We start from the raw sequence: 15488 nt of genomic DNA, 5'->3' as shown, positions 1-15488 counted from the left end.
GGGGAAACGAGGCGAAATGAGCGGATTTACCCTTTCCGATCTGGAAAAGATCGTCGACCAGCGCTCTCGGGCGGGCTCCGATGAATCCTGGACTGCCAAGCTCGTCGCCGGAGGCCAGGCAAAGGCTGCCAAGAAGCTCGGTGAAGAGGCAATCGAGGCGGTGATGGCTGCCGTTGTCAACGATCGCGAGAACCTCACCTATGAGGCCGCTGATCTCCTGTACCATCTGATGGTGGTGCTGAAAATCGCCGAGATCCCTCTCAATGACGTTCTAGCCGAGCTTGAAAGACGCACTCTGCAATCCGGCCTCACTGAAAAGGCCGGTCGGCAGAGCTCATGACGTCACTCAGCAAGCCCGCATCTGCGCCCGAACCGCTGGACCATTTTCAGGCCAACGCCTATTCGCCCTATCATTTCTTCTCGTCCGGGGAGTGGGCGAAGTTTCGCGCCGATACGCCGTTGACCCTGACGGCCGACGAAGTCGACAGACTGCGGTCGATGGGCGATCCGATCGATCTCGACGAGGTCCGGCGCATCTATTTGTCCGTATCCCGGCTGCTTTCGGCCCACGTCGAATCGTCGCAAATCCTGTTTGAACAGCGAAATCGCTTTCTCAGCCTCGAAAATGTCGCCAAGACGCCTTTCGTTATCGGCATCGCGGGCTCGGTCGCCGTCGGCAAATCGACGACGGCGCGTATCCTGAAGGAACTGCTTGGCCGCTGGCCGTCCAGCCCTAAGGTCGACCTGATCACCACGGACGGATTTCTGCACCCCAATGCGGAATTGCAGCGGCGCAACCTGATGCAGCGCAAGGGCTTTCCCGACAGCTACGACACCGGGGCGCTGCTGCGCTTCCTGTCGGCGATCAAGGCCGGCCGGCCCAATGTGGCGGCTCCCTGCTACTCGCATCTGGTCTACGATGTGCTACCCAACGAATTCAAGATCGTCGACTGTCCGGACATCCTGATCTTCGAAGGCATAAACGTGCTGCAGTCCCGGCATCTGCCGGCCGACGGGAAGATCGTGCCGATGGTGTCGGACTTCTTCGACTTTTCGATCTACATCGACGCGGACGAAAAGCTGGTCCGCAAATGGTACGTGCGACGCTTCATGAAATTGCGTGAAACGGCCTTCCGTGACCCGAACTCGTTTTTCCACCGCTATGCGTCGATCACCGAGGAAGAGGCTCTCCTGACCGCCGAAGGCCTCTGGAAGAACATCAATTTGCGGAACCTGCGACAGAATATCCTGCCGACGCGGCCGCGGGCGGACCTGATCCTGCGCAAGGGTCAGGATCATCTGATCGAACAGGTGGCTCTCCGCAAACTTTAGCGGTGTCCGGACAATCGCCAATCCGGCGTTCGTCCCTCCAGATATTCCAGCATGTCCAGGCGGCAACAATCGTCGGCACGAGGACGCCGATCAGTGGCAGGCTCCGGACGAGGATATGATTGACCAGCGGGTAAAACCAGGCGACCCCCAACAAGATGGTCGGTTCCCGACGTTTGCAGAAGAACAGCGCCGCCGCGGCGCTCAGCGGTATTGCATCGTAAACATACCCGTAAGGGGTGGCGACGATCGCCAGAACCGCCGTGAGACAGGCGCGCGTGGCATGATCGACGCGGAGGCGTGGCCGCCAAAGCCAACATGCCGCCGCGATGCTGGCAGCGGAAAAGACGGCTTGGACCGCATAGGCAGCGCCGACCCCCAATCCCAGCGATCGGGAGAGCAGAAATGACGTCATACCGTTGCTTTGATAGCCTTGCGGGTATGGCGCCTCGAGGATTGCGGTCATCATCGGCCGCGTCTTGGTGAAAAACAGCACCCAGCTTTCCAAGCCGAATACGGCACCTGCCATCACGGCCAGAAACGAGGCGGTCACGGCTGCGGCGACGATGGAGCGGTAGTTTCCGCTTGCCAGCAGGCAGAACGGTACCAATAGCCCTATCTGTGGTTTTACTGTCAGCAGACCAAGGATAATGCCCGCAATGACGGGTCGAGACGGCGCGAGTAGCAGTCCGGATAGCAGCAAGGCAGCGGTTAGCGCGCCGTTTTGACCAAATATCACGTTCATCACAGCGGCCGGAGATATGATGACTAGAAGGCGCACCCATAGTGGAAGCGAGAGCATTTGCAGGGAGGCGAACAGCAGCAACAATGTTGCAAATGTCCAGACGAGATAGGCGGGCAGCAGCGGTAAACCGGCAAGCGGCAGACCCAACAGCAGGAAGGACGGCGGGTAACTCCATTCCTGGTCCGGCATGAACGGTGATATCAAGGCCCTCAAGTCATGCCTATAAATATCGACATTGAAGAGATCGGCAACCTGTCCCCTGAGCGCCAAGACGGCACCGCCCCAGAGATTGGTGAAATCCCAGTACGGTAATTTCTGCGAAACCTCGGAAAGGCCGTGCGCGTCTAACGTCCATAAAAGGAAAAGTTGTCGGACACCGAGATACAGGCCTAAGACCACGACATACACGGCGAGTCCCCGCGCAAATGCATGTCTGTCAGTCATGTCGAGGTCCCCGGGTTTCCTGCAAACTATGGCTTCACGCGTCTTAATGTGAGGTTTATGCGACCGCCGCTCCTGAGCAGCGTCGAGGTTGACGGGTAGATGCGGTCGACACCGTGGAAGCAGAGCCTGCCTTCGCCTCCCAGCACGACGATATCGCCGCTGGCAAGCTTGATGGACGATGTCTTGTCAGTCCTGGAGGCCCCGCCGATGCGGAAGAGACAGCTGTTGCCGAGCGAGATGGAGACGACGGGTGCGCCCAGATCCTGCTCGTCCTTGTCCTGATGAAGACCCATCTTTGCGTCGTCGTCGTAAAAATTGACGAGGCAGGCTTCCGGCGGCTTTTCATAGCCGGCCACCTCGACCCAAAGCGCCAGCAGAGACTCCGGGATTGCCGGCCATGGCCGCTCGGTGCCCGGATGGGTCGATTGATACCGATAGCCCCGCTGCTTGTCCGTGACCCAGCCAAGCGGGCCGCAGTTTGTCATGCGCACCGACATCGGCTTGCCGGTGCCGGGCATGGCCGGAACGAATAGCGGCGCCTCGGCGACAACCGCGCGGATCTGCTCGACCAGCGCCTCCTGCGCAGTGCGATCGAGATAACCCGGCAGGTGACGAATTCCGTTCGACAGCATCATGGTCGGTGCTCCGCGATCATCCTGACAGTGATTTGGGGTGACGAATGCCGACAAACAGTGCTCAATCGCTGCCGTCGGATTTTCCGCGCAATTTCTTTACCTCGGAGCGCCCGGACTTCGCCTTCAACCGGCGTTCGACGGATCCCTTGGTAGGCCGGGTCTTACGACGGGGCGGCGGAGGCGGCAACGCCGCCTCGAGGATCAGTTCCTTCAGGCGGTCGCGGGCATCCTCCCGGTTACGGTCCTGGCTTCGGAAACGGCTTGCCTCGATCATCAGCACGCCGTCCTTCGACAGCCGCCGGCCAGCCAGCTTGATGGCATTGGCTTTGACACGTTCACTCAGCGACGGCGAGTTGACGAGGGTGAAGAACAGCTGAACAGCAGTCGACACCTTGTTGACGTTCTGGCCCCCGGGACCACCGGCAAGAACGAACTGTTCCGTCAGTTCCCAGCCGGCGATGGTGATCCGGTCGTTGATGTAAAGTGCGTCGCTGGCCATTGGTCTCTCCAGGCCCGTCTATCCCATATTGCCGGACGCTTGAAAACAGGGGAGCGCGCAAAAGCTAAACCCGGCGGAAAGACCGCCGGGTTTCACGTGAATCACCAAATACGGATGCCTATTCGGCGGCAACCCGCATGCCCGGTGCTGCGTCGCGCACTCCCCCATCGACATGTTGCTCGAACTTCGTGAAGTTGGTAACGAACATCTGCACGAGCTTGCTGGCCTGGGCATCGTAGGCTGCAGGATCGGCCCAGGTGGAGCGCGGATCGAGGATATTGCCATCTACGCCCGCGACCGAAACCGGCACGGCAAAACCGAAGTTCGGATCGATGCGGAACTCCGCCTTGTCCAGGTCGCCCTTCAGTGCGGCAGCGAGCAGTGCCCGTGTTGCCTTGATGGGCATGCGGCGGCCGGTGCCATAGGCGCCACCTGTCCAGCCGGTGTTGACCAACCAGCAGTCGACGCCATGACGGCCAATCAGCTCTTTCAGGAGATTGCCGTATTCGGCCGGATGACGTGGCATGAACGGGGCGCCAAAACAGGTCGAGAAAGTAGCTTCCGGCTCGGTGACGCCCTTTTCGGTTCCTGCGACCTTGGCGGTGTAGCCGGACAGGAAATGATACATGGCCTGGTCGGGTGTCAGCCGGGCAATCGGAGGCATGACGCCAAATGCGTCGGCGGTTAGCATGATAATCGTCTGTGGGTGGCCGGTCATGCCGCTTTCCGAGGCATTCGGAATGAAGTGCAGCGGATAGGCACTGCGGGTATTTTCCGTCAGCGAGCCATCGTCGAGGTCGGGCACGCCCTCTGCATCGAGCACGACATTTTCCAGAACCGTGCCAAACCTGCGCGTAGTGTCGTAAATCTCAGGCTCTGCTTCTGCCGACAATCGGATGGTCTTGGCGTAGCAGCCGCCTTCGAAATTGAAGATACCATTTTCGCCCCAGCCATGTTCGTCATCGCCGATCAGCGTACGGCTGGGATCGGCAGATAACGTGGTCTTGCCGGTGCCCGACAGCCCGAAGAAGACAGCGGCGTCTCCATCTGGACCGACATTTGCCGAGCAATGCATCGGCATGACGTTGCGGGCCGGCAAGAGGTAGTTCAGCACCGTGAAGACGGCCTTCTTCATTTCGCCAGCGTAGGACGTGCCGCCGATCAGCACCAGGCCCCTGGTGAAGTCGCAGGCGATCACGGTTTCCGTCCGGCAACCATGGCGTTCCGGATCTGCGCGAAAACTGGGAAGGTCGATGATCGTCAGCCTGGGCACGAAGTTTGCCAAGGTCGCCCTATCCGGCCGGATCAACAGATTACGAATGAACAGCGAATGCCAGGCAAATTCCGTGATCACGCGCGACGGCAGCGCGTAGTCGACATCGGCACCGCCGACCAGGTCCTGCACGAACAGGGACAACCCGCCGGCGTGGGCAAGCATGTCCTGGTGCAATTGCGCAAAGTGCGCCGGCGACATGGGCTTGTTGTTGTCCCACCATATCTGGTCCTCCGTGGTTTCGTCGCGGACCACGAACTTGTCTTTTGGGGAACGGCCGGTGTGCTGGCCTGTCAGCGCACGAAGCGCACCGTGGGCGGTCAATTCGGCCTCGCCGCGTCGAATCGCCTCTTCGTAAAGCTGCGCTTCGGGCAGATTGTATCGAACGCTGGCGACGCTGCCCAATCCGATTGTTTCCAGACCGACTGCCGGGTTGTGGTCTCCAAAAACTTGCATCGCCATTTCATCCCCTGTTCCGGCAATCGCCATTGAATGATGACAGCCTTAAGAGCAAAAACTTGGAGGCGCAAGAGAGAAAAATCTTAAAAGATCAATGTTTTCAAATATTTAATCGATTTAAATTTCTGTCACATTATTTAAATCGTTTGAATTTTGTCGTTTGGTAATTTTATCGCCACAACTTTTGGTACCCGAGAATGTCCTCGAAAATATCGACCCTTTATCTTTGCCACAATTTGTTCCACCTTTATCCTCCATAAGCGCGCCTGGTTGAGGCCGATCAATTCGGCAGACCGCCTGGGTCGGGGTCCAATTCCGGGAGATGCGCTTAGATGACGGAGACCAACAGCATGCTGACAATCGCGCTCGTAGACGACGACCGCAATATCCTCACCTCGGTCTCCATCGCTCTGGAAGCCGAAGGATACAAGGTCGAGACCTACACGGACGGGGCTTCCGCTCTTGACGGGCTTCTGGCGCGGCCGCCGCAGCTGGCGATCTTCGATATCAAGATGCCGCGCATGGACGGCATGGAGCTTCTTCGTCGCCTTCGTCAGAAATCCGACATCCCGGTCATCTTCCTCACCTCGAAAGACGAGGAAATCGATGAGTTGTTCGGGTTGAAGATGGGCGCCGATGACTTCATCACCAAGCCTTTCTCGCAGCGCTTGCTCGTGGAACGCGTCAAGGCGGTCCTGCGTCGCGCCTCCAACCGCGAAGCTTCGGCGACAGCCGGTAATAGCGGTGGCACACCGAAGGCCGGCGCCGTGCTGCAGGCGCGCTCGCTCGAGCGCGGCCAGCTGGTCATGGACCAGGAACGCCATACCTGCACCTGGAAGGGTGAACCGGTCACGCTGACCGTGACGGAATTCTTGATCCTGCACTCGCTTGCACAGCGGCCCGGCGTGGTCAAAAGTCGCGATGCACTGATGGATGCTGCCTATGACGAACAGGTCTATGTCGACGACCGGACGATCGACAGCCACATCAAGCGGCTGCGCAAGAAATTCAAGATGGTCGATACGGATTTCGATATGATTGAAACGCTCTACGGAGTCGGATATCGCTTCCGCGAAGCTGCCTGAGGCTGAAGCTTCGATGGCGGATACGTATGGGGTGAGCTGGCGGAAATACCGGCCACGCCCTTCGAAAGGGCCGCGGCGTGGCACAGCTTGTGCAGCATAGGGATACGGAAGAGGCGGAGGGACAGGCCGGCAGCCGCTGGACGCATCCGTTCACGCTGATCCGCCGCATTTTCGGCAACGCCGTTTTTTCCAGCCTCACGCGCCGCATCCTGTTCTTCAACCTTGCGGCGCTCATCGTGCTGGTTGGCGGCATTCTCTATCTCAACCAGTTTCGCGAGGGCCTGATCGATGCCCGTGTCGAAAGCCTCTTGACGCAAGGCGAAATCATCGCCGGCGCAGTCTCCGCATCCGCCTCGGTCGACACCAACTCGATCACCATCGATCCGGAAAAGCTACTCGAGTTGCAGGCCGGCCAGAGCATCACGCCGGCGCCCAACGACGATGACCTGGAGTTCCCGATCGATCCGGAAAAGGTAGCACCGGTGCTGCGGAGGCTTATTTCGCCGACCCGCACCCGGGCTCGCATTTTCGATGCCGATGCCAACCTGCTGCTGGATTCGCGTCATCTCTATTCGCGCGGGCAAGTATTGCGTTACGATCTGCCGCCGGTCGACGACGAAGTCCAGAGCTGGTCGGACTGGTTCAGCGGACTTCTCAACAAAATGCTGCAACCGGCCAACCTGCCGGTCTACAAGGAGGCCCCCGGCGGCGACGGTTCCATCTATCCCGAGGTGATGAACGCACTCACCGGTGTGCGGGGCGCAGTTGTCCGCAGCACGGAAAAGGGCGAGCTGATCGTTTCCGTCGCCGTCCCTGTGCAGCGCGCCCGCGCCGTGCTTGGCGTCCTGCTTCTGTCCACCCAGGCCGGCGATATCGACAAGATCGTTCACGCAGAACGACTGGCTATCATGCGCGTCTTCGGCGTCGCGACGCTGGTCAATGTGGCGCTGTCGCTGCTGTTGTCATCGACGATCGCCAATCCGCTGCGGCGGCTGTCGGCTGCGGCCATCCGGGTGCGAAGAGGCTCGAAAGTGCGTGAGGAAATCCCTGATTTTTCCGCTCGCCAGGACGAAATCGGCAATCTGTCGATTGCGCTCAGGGAAATGACGACTGCCCTCTATGATCGCATCGATGCCATCGAAAGCTTTGCGGCCGATGTCAGCCACGAACTGAAGAACCCGCTGACATCCCTGCGCAGCGCCGTCGAAACGCTGCCGCTCGCGCGCAACGACGATTCCAAGAAGCGGTTGATGGATGTCATCCAGCACGATGTCCGGCGGCTCGATCGACTGATCAGCGACATCTCCGACGCATCGCGGCTGGATGCCGAACTGGCGCGCAGCGATGCCGAGCAGATCGACATGGAAGTGCTGCTGCGTGACATGGTCGACCTGTCGCAGCAGGTACGCCACAGCAAGAAAGCCGTGGAGATCGACTACGTCGTCGACCGCAAGCCGGGCGCGAAAACACGCTTCCTCATCAACGGCCACGAACTGCGCATCAGCCAGATCATCACCAACCTGATCGAAAATGCCAGGTCCTTCGTCCCAGCCGACGGCGGCAAGATCGCCGTGCGCCTGTCACGGACGCGAACACGTTGCCTGGTGCACATCGAAGACAACGGTCCCGGCATCCAGGCGGAAGACATCGACAGGATTTTCGAGCGTTTCTACACAGACAGACCTGAAGCCGAAGGATTTGGACAGAATTCCGGGCTCGGCCTGTCGATCAGCCGGCAGATTGCCGAGGCGCACAGCGGTTCGCTGAGGGCGGAAAACATCATCGATGCCGACACCGGAAAATCGCGCGGCGCTCGCTTTATCCTGTCCCTCCCCGCCGAGGCCAGCGTCTGATGCAGGTAGCGGTCAACATCCATGCCACCGCTATCGTGGTCGGCGCGACCGGGCTGCTCTTTCTCGGACCCTCCGGCATCGGAAAATCGGCCCTCGCCTTTGCCTGTCTCGCATCGGCCAGACAGTTGGGGCTGTCGTCGGCGCTGGTAGCTGACGATCGCGTGCTTGTCTCGCGTCGCGACGGCAGCGTCGTTGCTGAATGTCCACCGTCCATCGCAGGGCTCATCGAGATCCGCGGCACCGGGATCCTGCGGATCGGCAGCGTCCTTTCCAACCAGATGCATTTCGCAGTCTTGCCTGTCGACCTTGCGACCGCCGAAAGGCTTCCGCCTGAAGGTGCCGAGATCGAGGTGTCCGAGGGCATTGTTTTGCCGGCGATCCACCTTTCAAAAACAAGTATCAATCCGCTTGCCATCATCATGGCGATGCATCCGCAGTGCTTCTGATGGCGGCAACCCGAGCAAAGGATGAGGGCCAATCTCTTGATTTTACGCTTGCACTTCGGCTTTTCATGGCCAAGATGTCCCCCCACCGGTGGACGCGATTGCTGCGTTGCGATAAGGGCCACCTGTTTGCTTATGCGATGGGAGCAGTAATATCATGATCGGACTTGTGCTTGTCACACATGGCAAGCTGGCTGAAGAGTTTCGTCATGCCGTCGAGCATGTCGTTGGTCCGCAGAAATTCATCGAAACCGTCTCCATCGGCCCGGAAGACGATATGGATCGCCGGAGACAGGACATCATCCAGGCCGTCGCCGGTGCCGATGACGGCCACGGAGTGATCATCCTCACAGATATGTTTGGCGGCACGCCCTCCAACCTGGCGATCTCGGTGATGAACAGCGGCCATACGGAAGTCATTGCCGGCGTCAACCTCCCGATGCTGATAAAACTGGCTGGCGTGCGCGGCGAAAACAATATGGAAAAGGCGCTGGTCGAAGCATCGGAAGCCGGACGGAAATATATCAATGTGGCCAGCCGCGTCTTGAGCGGCAAGTGACGGAACGGCTATCTCGCCCATGACATCGCATTCCCGCGAACTGCTCATCATCAATAAACGTGGCCTGCATGCCCGCGCCTCGGCAAAATTCGTCCAGACCGTCGAAGCCTTCGATGCCGCTATCACGGTCTCCAGGGATGGAACTACCGTGGGGGGGAATTCGATCATGGGCCTTATGATGCTTGCTGCAAGCCCAGGCTGCAGCGTGCTGGTCACCGCCAGCGGAAACCAGGCGGAAGAAGCGCTTAACGCCCTGGATGCCCTGATTGCCAACAAATTTGGCGAGGAAATGTAAACCGTAAATCATATAAAGACATAAAGACTTCTTTATATGCTGGTTGCATTTTGCCGTCCGGCCTGCTAGACGGGGTCACTGTCGGCGCGACTGCGCCCCAAAAATCCCCCACGCATTCCGTCGCCGCAAGCCGGTGGTCCGGGTGCCCTGTCCAGGCTGGAGAATTCAATGAGCACTGACAAGGACTACGTTGTCGCCGATATCGCGCTTGCCGACTTTGGTCGCAAGGAAATCGATATTGCCGAAACCGAAATGCCGGGACTGATGTCCTGCCGCGAGGAATTCGGCCCGACGCAGCCGCTTAAGGGCGCGCGCATCACCGGTTCGCTTCACATGACCATCCAGACGGCCGTGCTGATCGAAACCCTGGTCAAGCTGGGTGCGGAAGTTCGCTGGGCTTCCTGCAACATCTTCTCGACCCAGGACCATGCTGCCGCCGCGATTGCCGCCTCGGGCATTCCGGTCTTCGCCATCAAGGGTGAATCCCTTGAGGACTACTGGACCTACACCGACCGGATCTTCCAGTGGGCCGACGGTGGCTTTTCCAACATGATCCTCGACGATGGCGGCGATGCCACCATGTACATCCTTCTCGGCGCCCGTGCCGAAGCCGGCGAAGATGTACTTTCGACGCCGACTTCCGAGGAGGAAGTCATCCTCATGGCCCAGATCAAGAAGCGCATGGCCGCTTCGCCGGGCTGGTTCACCAAGCAGCGCGATGCCATCAAGGGCGTTACCGAAGAAACCACGACAGGCGTTCATCGCCTCTACGAACTCAGCCAGAAGGGCCTGCTGCCCTTCCCGGCGATCAACGTCAACGACAGCGTCACCAAGTCGAAGTTCGACAACAAGTACGGTTGCAAGGAATCGCTGGTCGACGGCATCCGCCGCGGTACCGACGTGATGATGGCCGGCAAGGTTGCCGTTGTCTGCGGTTACGGTGACGTCGGCAAGGGTTCGGCCGCTTCGCTTCTCGGCGCCGGCGCTCGCGTCAAGGTCACGGAAGTCGACCCGATCTGCGCCCTGCAGGCTGCTATGGATGGCTTTGAAGTCGTTACGCTCGAAGACGTCGTCTCTTCGGCCGACATCTTCATCACCACCACCGGCAACAAGGACGTCATCCGCATCGAGCACATGCGCGAGATGAAGGACATGGCGATCGTCGGCAACATCGGCCATTTCGATAACGAAATCCAGGTCGCTTCGCTGAAGAACCTGAAGTGGACGAACATCAAGCCGCAGGTCGACATGATCGAGTTCCCCAAGGGCAACCGCATGATCCTGCTGTCGGAAGGCCGCCTGCTGAACCTCGGTAACGCCACCGGCCATCCTTCCTTCGTGATGTCGGCATCGTTCACCAACCAGACGCTGGCCCAGATCGAACTGTTCACCAAGCCTGGCGAGTACAAGAACGACGTCTACGTTCTGCCGAAGCACCTCGACGAAAAGGTCGCCCGCCTGCATCTCGCCAAGCTCGGCGTCAAGCTGACCGAACTTTCGACAGAGCAGGCTGCCTATATCGGCGTCCCGGCTCAGGGCCCCTTCAAGGCTGACCACTACAGGTACTAATTTTACCCTCTATATCCACAACATCTTGTGGCCGCAGCATTGACAAATGCTGCGGCTTCTTTTTTGGGCAGGAGTCTTTTCGCGGAATCGTTAAAACTGTATCCTTTTGGGACTTGATTCGCATTGAACCGAGCTTCGGGACCCTGCGAAATTGGGATGTCTTGTCGAGATACGGCACATTACAGGACGGAGACAGACCGCTGATGGAAATGAACGAAAGCCTGCCAGAGCAGGCTGACGCGCGACCCTGCGGTCCAGTCCTGCCAAGGCAAGACGAAACAAGGGCGGCTGATGACAATCGCCAGCGCGCGCCGCGTAAATCGTCGCGCTTCGTCGCCATATTATCCTTCCTTGCTTCCGGAACGGCCATCGCTGCACTCGCAGGCCCGGCGCTGGCCCAGGCGCAGATGCCGGTAGCCGCCCGATTGTTCACATCCTCAGAAATGGTCACCTTCTCGGTGGTGATCGGCGTCGTCTCTGCCGCTCTGTTGTCGACGCTATGGCTCGTCCGCCAGCGTGGCAACCTAGAGACCGAAAGCCGCGAGATCCGCACGGCACTGTCGGACGCCAACCAGCGCATATCCCGCTATCAGGCACTGATCGCCGACAAGAACCGCCGCATTGTCATCTGGGACGGGCCCAACACACGGCCGGAACTGCTGGGTCAGCTTCCTGTCGAAACCGGCGCTCCGCAAGACAACGAGTTTCTGGCATTCGGGCGCTGGATGAAATCATGGTCGGCAGGCGATCTCGACAAGGCGATCGACAAGCTGCGCAGCAGCGGCCAAGGCTTCGACATGGTCGTCGAGACCAACCGCGACGAAATTCTCGAAGCGCAGGGCCGGATCTCCGGCGGGCGGGCTTTTGTGCGCTTTGTCGCGCTGAACAACCTCCGTGCCGAATTGGCTGAAATCAAGATCGAGCGGGACCGATTGCTGACGTCGATCTCGGCCTTTCAGAACCTGCTCGATGCCATCGACCTTCCCGTCTGGCAGCGCGATCCAGACGGCAAGCTGACATGGGTCAATCATGCCTATGGCGAAGCCGTGGAAGCTGTTTCACCGGAGGAAGCGATCCGCGAGGGTCGTGAGTTCCTGAGCACCATCGCCCGCGAACGCATCCGCGCCTCCGCAACACCCGACTCGCCTTTCCACGACAAGATTTCGACTGTCGTCCGCGGCAACCGTACATTTTTCGACGTAGTCGACGTGCGCGCCCGCAGCGGTTCGGCAGGCATGGCAATCGACGTGTCGGAGACCGAGGCTGTCCGCGCCGAACTACAGCGCACGCTGAAGAGCCATGCCGAGACGCTCGACCATCTGGCGACACCCGTTGCCATCTTCGACGGTAACCGTCGTCTGCAATTCTACAACCAGGCCTTCGTGCAGCTCTGGGAACTCGATATCTCGTTCCTGGAATCGAAGCCCGACAATAGTGAACTGCTGGACCGGCTGCGCGCTGCCAAGAAGCTGCCGGAACCGCTGAACTGGAAGACTTGGAAGGAAAGTGTGCTTTCCGTCTACCGGGCGCTGGATACGCAATCCGACCTCTGGCATCTGCCGAACGGCCAGATCCTGCGCGTTTTCGCGACCGCGCATCCCCAGGGTGGCGCCACCTGGGTGTTCGAAAATCTCACCGAGCAGGTCGATCTCGAAACACGCTACAATACGCTCGTCAAGGTCCAGGGCGAGACCATCGACCACCTTTCGGAAGGTGTTGCGGTGTTCGGGCCCGACGGTCGCATGCGGCTGTCCAACCCGGCGTTCCGCGCGCTATGGGGCATCAGCGAGACGGAAGCCAAGCCCGGGACCCATATCCGCATGGTGGCCGATGCCTGCCTTGCCTCCTATGACAAGCCGGATGGCTGGAAATCCTTTGCGGAGCAGATTACCAGCTTCAACGACGAGCGACCTTCTTCGCAAGGGACGCTCGAGCTATTCTCTGGGCTGGTGCTCGATTATGCGGTGACACCGCTGCCGAATGCCCAGACGATGCTGACTTTCGTCAATATGACGGACAGCGTCCGCGCCGAGCGCGCCTTGACGGAAAAGAACGAGGCGCTGCGCAAGGCAGACGAACTGAAGAACGACTTCGTCCAGCACGTGTCCTACGAACTGCGCTCGCCGCTGACCAACATCATCGGCTTCACCGACCTCCTGAAAACGCCCGGTATCGGACCGCTAAGCGAGCGGCAGGCCGAGTATATCGACCATATCGCCACATCTTCGTCGGTGCTGCTGACGCTCGTCAACGACATTCTCGATCTGGCGACCGTCGATGCTGGTATCATGCGGCTCAATTGCAGCAACATCCTGCTCGATGACCTTTTGGATGACGTCTCGCTGCAAATCGCGGACAGGCTGCAGGAGAGTGGCGTCACGCTGGAAATCATTGTTCCAGCACAACTTGGCAGCGTCGTTGCCGACCAGCAGCGCCTGAAGCAGATTTTGCTGAAGCTTCTCAACAATGCCGCCAATTTTGCGCCCGAAGGCTCGGTCATTTCGCTGAAATGCCATCGTGACGGCACCGACTTCCTGTTTTCTGTCGCCGATCAGGGCCCGGGCATCCCGGAAGATGTGATGGGAACGGTATTCAAACGCTTCGCGTCCAACGGCAAGGGCGGAAAGCGCAGCGGCGCCGGTCTGGGGCTCTCGATCGTCGAAAGTTTCGTCAGCCTGCATAACGGCCAAGTTTCCATCGACAGCCAGCCCGGCAAGGGAACCATCGTGCGCTGCCGCATTCCGTCTGCCGACGTGCCGCAATCGATTGCCGCTGCCGAGTGACGTCCATGGACGCCCCGATCTCGGTCTTTCTGCAAGATGACGCGGCGACACGCCAACTCGGCGAAGATCTGGCGCTCGCGCTTACGGTGGGCGACTGCCTGGCGCTGAGCGGCGATCTTGGCGCAGGCAAATCGGCGCTGGCACGCGCTTTTCTGCGGGCGATGGCCGACGACGAGGGGCTGGAAGTGCCTAGCCCGACGTTCACGCTTGTCCAGTCCTATGCGCTGCGCATTCCGGTTTCGCATTTCGATCTCTATCGTCTGGGCGATCCGACGGAACTCGTGGAACTGGGTTTCGACGAAGCGCTCGATGCTGGTATCTGCCTGGTCGAATGGCCTGAAATGGCGGAGACGGAATTACCCGGAAGTCGTATTACACTTCGTCTCGAGACCGAAGGCCAAGGGCGCCGCGCGACTATATCGGCACCGCCAGGCCAGGCAGCCCGCATCCGGCGCGTGTTGAATATCCGCTCGTTTCTCGACGAGAGCGGGCTTGCAGGCGCGGAACGTCGCTTCCTGACAGGCGATGCGTCGATGCGCGCTTATGAATCGATCTACCCTGCCGACGGAAGCAATCGCATCATCCTGATGGACTGGCCACGCCGTCCGGAGGGACCCCCGGTGCTGGACGGCAAACCTTACCCCAAGGTCGCGCACCTTGCCGAAGACGCTTATCCCTTCGTAGCGATCGCGGGCATGCTGCGGGACAACGGTTTCGCCACGCCGGAAATCTATCATGTCGACTACAAGCAAGGCATTCTGCTGATCGAGGACCTCGGCACCGATGGTGTTCTCGACACGCACGGAAGACCCATCCCGGAGCGATATCAAGCCGGCGTTGCCTGCCTGGCACTGCTGCACGGGCTTACCCTGCCCCGGGATATCGTGGTGACTTCAGATCATGTCCACCATATTCCGGATTTCGACCGCACGGCGACGGGCATGGAAGCCCGCCTGCTGCTCGACTGGTACCTGCCCTGGAAACGCGGCGAAGCTGCCAGCGACACGGAACGCGCAGAATATCTGGCAATCTGGGACGATCTCATCGACCAGCTCGCCGCCTCGGAGAAGAGCCTGCTGCTACGCGACCTGCATTCCCCGAACATCATCTGGCGCGGCGAGGACGTCGGTATTCGCCGCATCGGCCTGATCGACTTCCAGGACGCAATGATCGGGCCGACGGCCTATGACCTGGCATCTCTCGTACAGGACGCCCGCGTCACCATCGAGCGGCCGCTGTTCGAGCAACTGATGGGTGACTACCTGGCGCTCCGTCGCGCCCAGCCAGGCTTCGACGAGCCGTTGTTCCTGAAAAGCTGGGCTATCATGTCGGCGCAGCGCAACTGCAAGCTGGCCGGACTGTGGGTCAGGTTGAAGCAGCGGGATGGAAAGCCGGGCTATCTCCAGCATATGCCGCGTACCCTCACCTACCTGCAGGCTGCATTCGAGCACGAAACGCTTGCCCCCTTGCGCGATTGGTGCGCAAGGGCTGGTATAGGCGCAGGCGAATCATAAATA

The 15488-nt window shown here is 59.7% G+C and carries 14 protein-coding genes; 10 read left to right on the top strand and 4 right to left on the bottom strand.

Translation table 11 applies throughout. The annotated features are described in order from the left end of the window. Positions 1-16: 16 nt before the first annotated feature. Positions 17-340, top strand: coding sequence for a phosphoribosyl-ATP diphosphatase (locus tag PR018_RS15825; RefSeq protein ID WP_142828655.1), 324 nt, complete (start codon positions 17-19; stop codon positions 338-340). Beyond that, the gene (gene coaA / locus PR018_RS15820; protein ID WP_142828657.1) at positions 337-1332 is read left to right on the top strand and encodes a type I pantothenate kinase; all 996 of its coding nucleotides are present in this window, start codon (positions 337-339) and stop codon (positions 1330-1332) included. Before PR018_RS15825 ends, coaA begins: the two co-directional genes overlap by 4 nt. On the opposite strand, the gene PR018_RS15815 is transcribed toward coaA, so the two are convergent. The 4 genes from PR018_RS15815 to PR018_RS15800 form a co-directional block, all read right to left on the bottom strand. Continuing rightward, positions 1220-2518 carry a glycosyltransferase family 87 protein gene (locus PR018_RS15815; RefSeq protein ID WP_142828659.1) on the bottom strand — a complete coding sequence of 433 codons (1299 nt, stop codon included), beginning with the start codon at positions 2516-2518 and terminating at the stop codon, positions 1220-1222. The two genes, coaA and PR018_RS15815, sit on opposite strands and share 113 nt — an antisense overlap. A 26-nt stretch (positions 2519-2544) precedes the next feature. Then, on the bottom strand, positions 2545-3153 hold the full coding sequence (locus PR018_RS15810; protein ID WP_142828661.1) for an alpha-ketoglutarate-dependent dioxygenase AlkB family protein: 609 nt from the start codon (positions 3151-3153) through the stop codon (positions 2545-2547). Between the two features lie 61 nt (positions 3154-3214). Beyond that, complete coding sequence (arfB, locus tag PR018_RS15805; protein WP_142828663.1) at positions 3215-3652, bottom strand: alternative ribosome rescue aminoacyl-tRNA hydrolase ArfB; 438 nt, start codon at positions 3650-3652, stop codon at positions 3215-3217. A gap of 118 nt (positions 3653-3770) precedes the next feature. Next, a complete protein-coding gene (locus tag PR018_RS15800) occupies positions 3771-5381 on the bottom strand; it encodes a phosphoenolpyruvate carboxykinase (RefSeq protein WP_142828811.1) in 1611 nt (536 codons plus the stop codon). Positions 5382-5734: 353 nt separating this feature from the next. Here PR018_RS15800 and PR018_RS15795 point away from each other — a divergent pair, with 353 nt between their 5' ends. The 8 genes from PR018_RS15795 to tsaE all read left to right on the top strand — a co-directional run bounded on the left by PR018_RS15795 (position 5735) and on the right by tsaE (position 15485). Then, on the top strand, positions 5735-6469 hold the full coding sequence (locus PR018_RS15795) for a response regulator transcription factor (RefSeq protein WP_202617211.1): 735 nt from the start codon (positions 5735-5737) through the stop codon (positions 6467-6469). Between the two features lie 77 nt (positions 6470-6546). Continuing rightward, positions 6547-8322 (top strand): sensor histidine kinase, encoded by a 1776-nt coding sequence (locus tag PR018_RS15790; RefSeq protein ID WP_142828665.1) that lies wholly within the window; start codon positions 6547-6549, stop codon positions 8320-8322. Beyond that, positions 8322-8768: an HPr kinase/phosphorylase gene (locus tag PR018_RS15785; protein ID WP_142828667.1), complete on the top strand. Its 447-nt coding sequence runs from the start codon at positions 8322-8324 to the stop codon at positions 8766-8768. Before PR018_RS15790 ends, PR018_RS15785 begins: the two co-directional genes overlap by 1 nt. 154 nt (positions 8769-8922) lie before the next feature. Continuing rightward, on the top strand, positions 8923-9324 hold the full coding sequence (locus tag PR018_RS15780) for a PTS sugar transporter subunit IIA (RefSeq protein ID WP_111222149.1): 402 nt from the start codon (positions 8923-8925) through the stop codon (positions 9322-9324). 19 nt (positions 9325-9343) lie between these two features. After that, positions 9344-9619: an HPr family phosphocarrier protein gene (locus PR018_RS15775; protein ID WP_111222148.1), complete on the top strand. Its 276-nt coding sequence runs from the start codon at positions 9344-9346 to the stop codon at positions 9617-9619. Between the two features lie 168 nt (positions 9620-9787). After that, positions 9788-11188 (top strand): adenosylhomocysteinase, encoded by a 1401-nt coding sequence (ahcY, locus tag PR018_RS15770; protein WP_142828668.1) that lies wholly within the window; start codon positions 9788-9790, stop codon positions 11186-11188. Positions 11189-11391: 203 nt separating this feature from the next. Then, positions 11392-13971, top strand: coding sequence for a PAS domain-containing sensor histidine kinase (locus tag PR018_RS15765; protein WP_425064149.1), 2580 nt, complete (start codon positions 11392-11394; stop codon positions 13969-13971). Positions 13972-13976: 5 nt separating this feature from the next. After that, a complete protein-coding gene (gene tsaE, locus PR018_RS15760) occupies positions 13977-15485 on the top strand; it encodes a tRNA (adenosine(37)-N6)-threonylcarbamoyltransferase complex ATPase subunit type 1 TsaE (RefSeq protein WP_263431741.1) in 1509 nt (502 codons plus the stop codon). Positions 15486-15488 lie beyond the last annotated feature (3 nt).

It is taken from the genome of Rhizobium rhododendri, from assembly GCF_007000325.2.
Classification (GTDB): Bacteria; Pseudomonadota; Alphaproteobacteria; order Rhizobiales; family Rhizobiaceae; genus Rhizobium; species Rhizobium rhododendri.
The sequence above is the reverse complement of the archived record's forward strand: the minus strand, read 5'-3'. Positions and strand labels throughout refer to the sequence as shown.

Coding starts and splice junctions, on each gene's coding strand:
- PR018_RS15785 (WP_142828667.1), top strand. CDS start 8,322: ATGCAGGTAGCGGTCAACATCCATGCCACCGCTATCGTGGTCGGCGCG.
- PR018_RS15825 (WP_142828655.1), top strand. CDS start 17: ATGAGCGGATTTACCCTTTCCGATCTGGAAAAGATCGTCGACCAGCGC.
- PR018_RS15815 (WP_142828659.1), bottom strand. CDS start 2,518: ATGACTGACAGACATGCATTTGCGCGGGGACTCGCCGTGTATGTCGTG.
- tsaE (WP_263431741.1), top strand. CDS start 13,977: ATGGACGCCCCGATCTCGGTCTTTCTGCAAGATGACGCGGCGACACGC.
- PR018_RS15780 (WP_111222149.1), top strand. CDS start 8,923: ATGATCGGACTTGTGCTTGTCACACATGGCAAGCTGGCTGAAGAGTTT.
- PR018_RS15810 (WP_142828661.1), bottom strand. CDS start 3,153: ATGATGCTGTCGAACGGAATTCGTCACCTGCCGGGTTATCTCGATCGC.
- PR018_RS15765 (WP_425064149.1), top strand. CDS start 11,392: ATGGAAATGAACGAAAGCCTGCCAGAGCAGGCTGACGCGCGACCCTGC.
- PR018_RS15800 (WP_142828811.1), bottom strand. CDS start 5,381: ATGCAAGTTTTTGGAGACCACAACCCGGCAGTCGGTCTGGAAACAATC.
- arfB (WP_142828663.1), bottom strand. CDS start 3,652: ATGGCCAGCGACGCACTTTACATCAACGACCGGATCACCATCGCCGGC.
- PR018_RS15775 (WP_111222148.1), top strand. CDS start 9,344: ATGACATCGCATTCCCGCGAACTGCTCATCATCAATAAACGTGGCCTG.
- PR018_RS15795 (WP_202617211.1), top strand. CDS start 5,735: ATGCTGACAATCGCGCTCGTAGACGACGACCGCAATATCCTCACCTCG.
- coaA (WP_142828657.1), top strand. CDS start 337: ATGACGTCACTCAGCAAGCCCGCATCTGCGCCCGAACCGCTGGACCAT.
- ahcY (WP_142828668.1), top strand. CDS start 9,788: ATGAGCACTGACAAGGACTACGTTGTCGCCGATATCGCGCTTGCCGAC.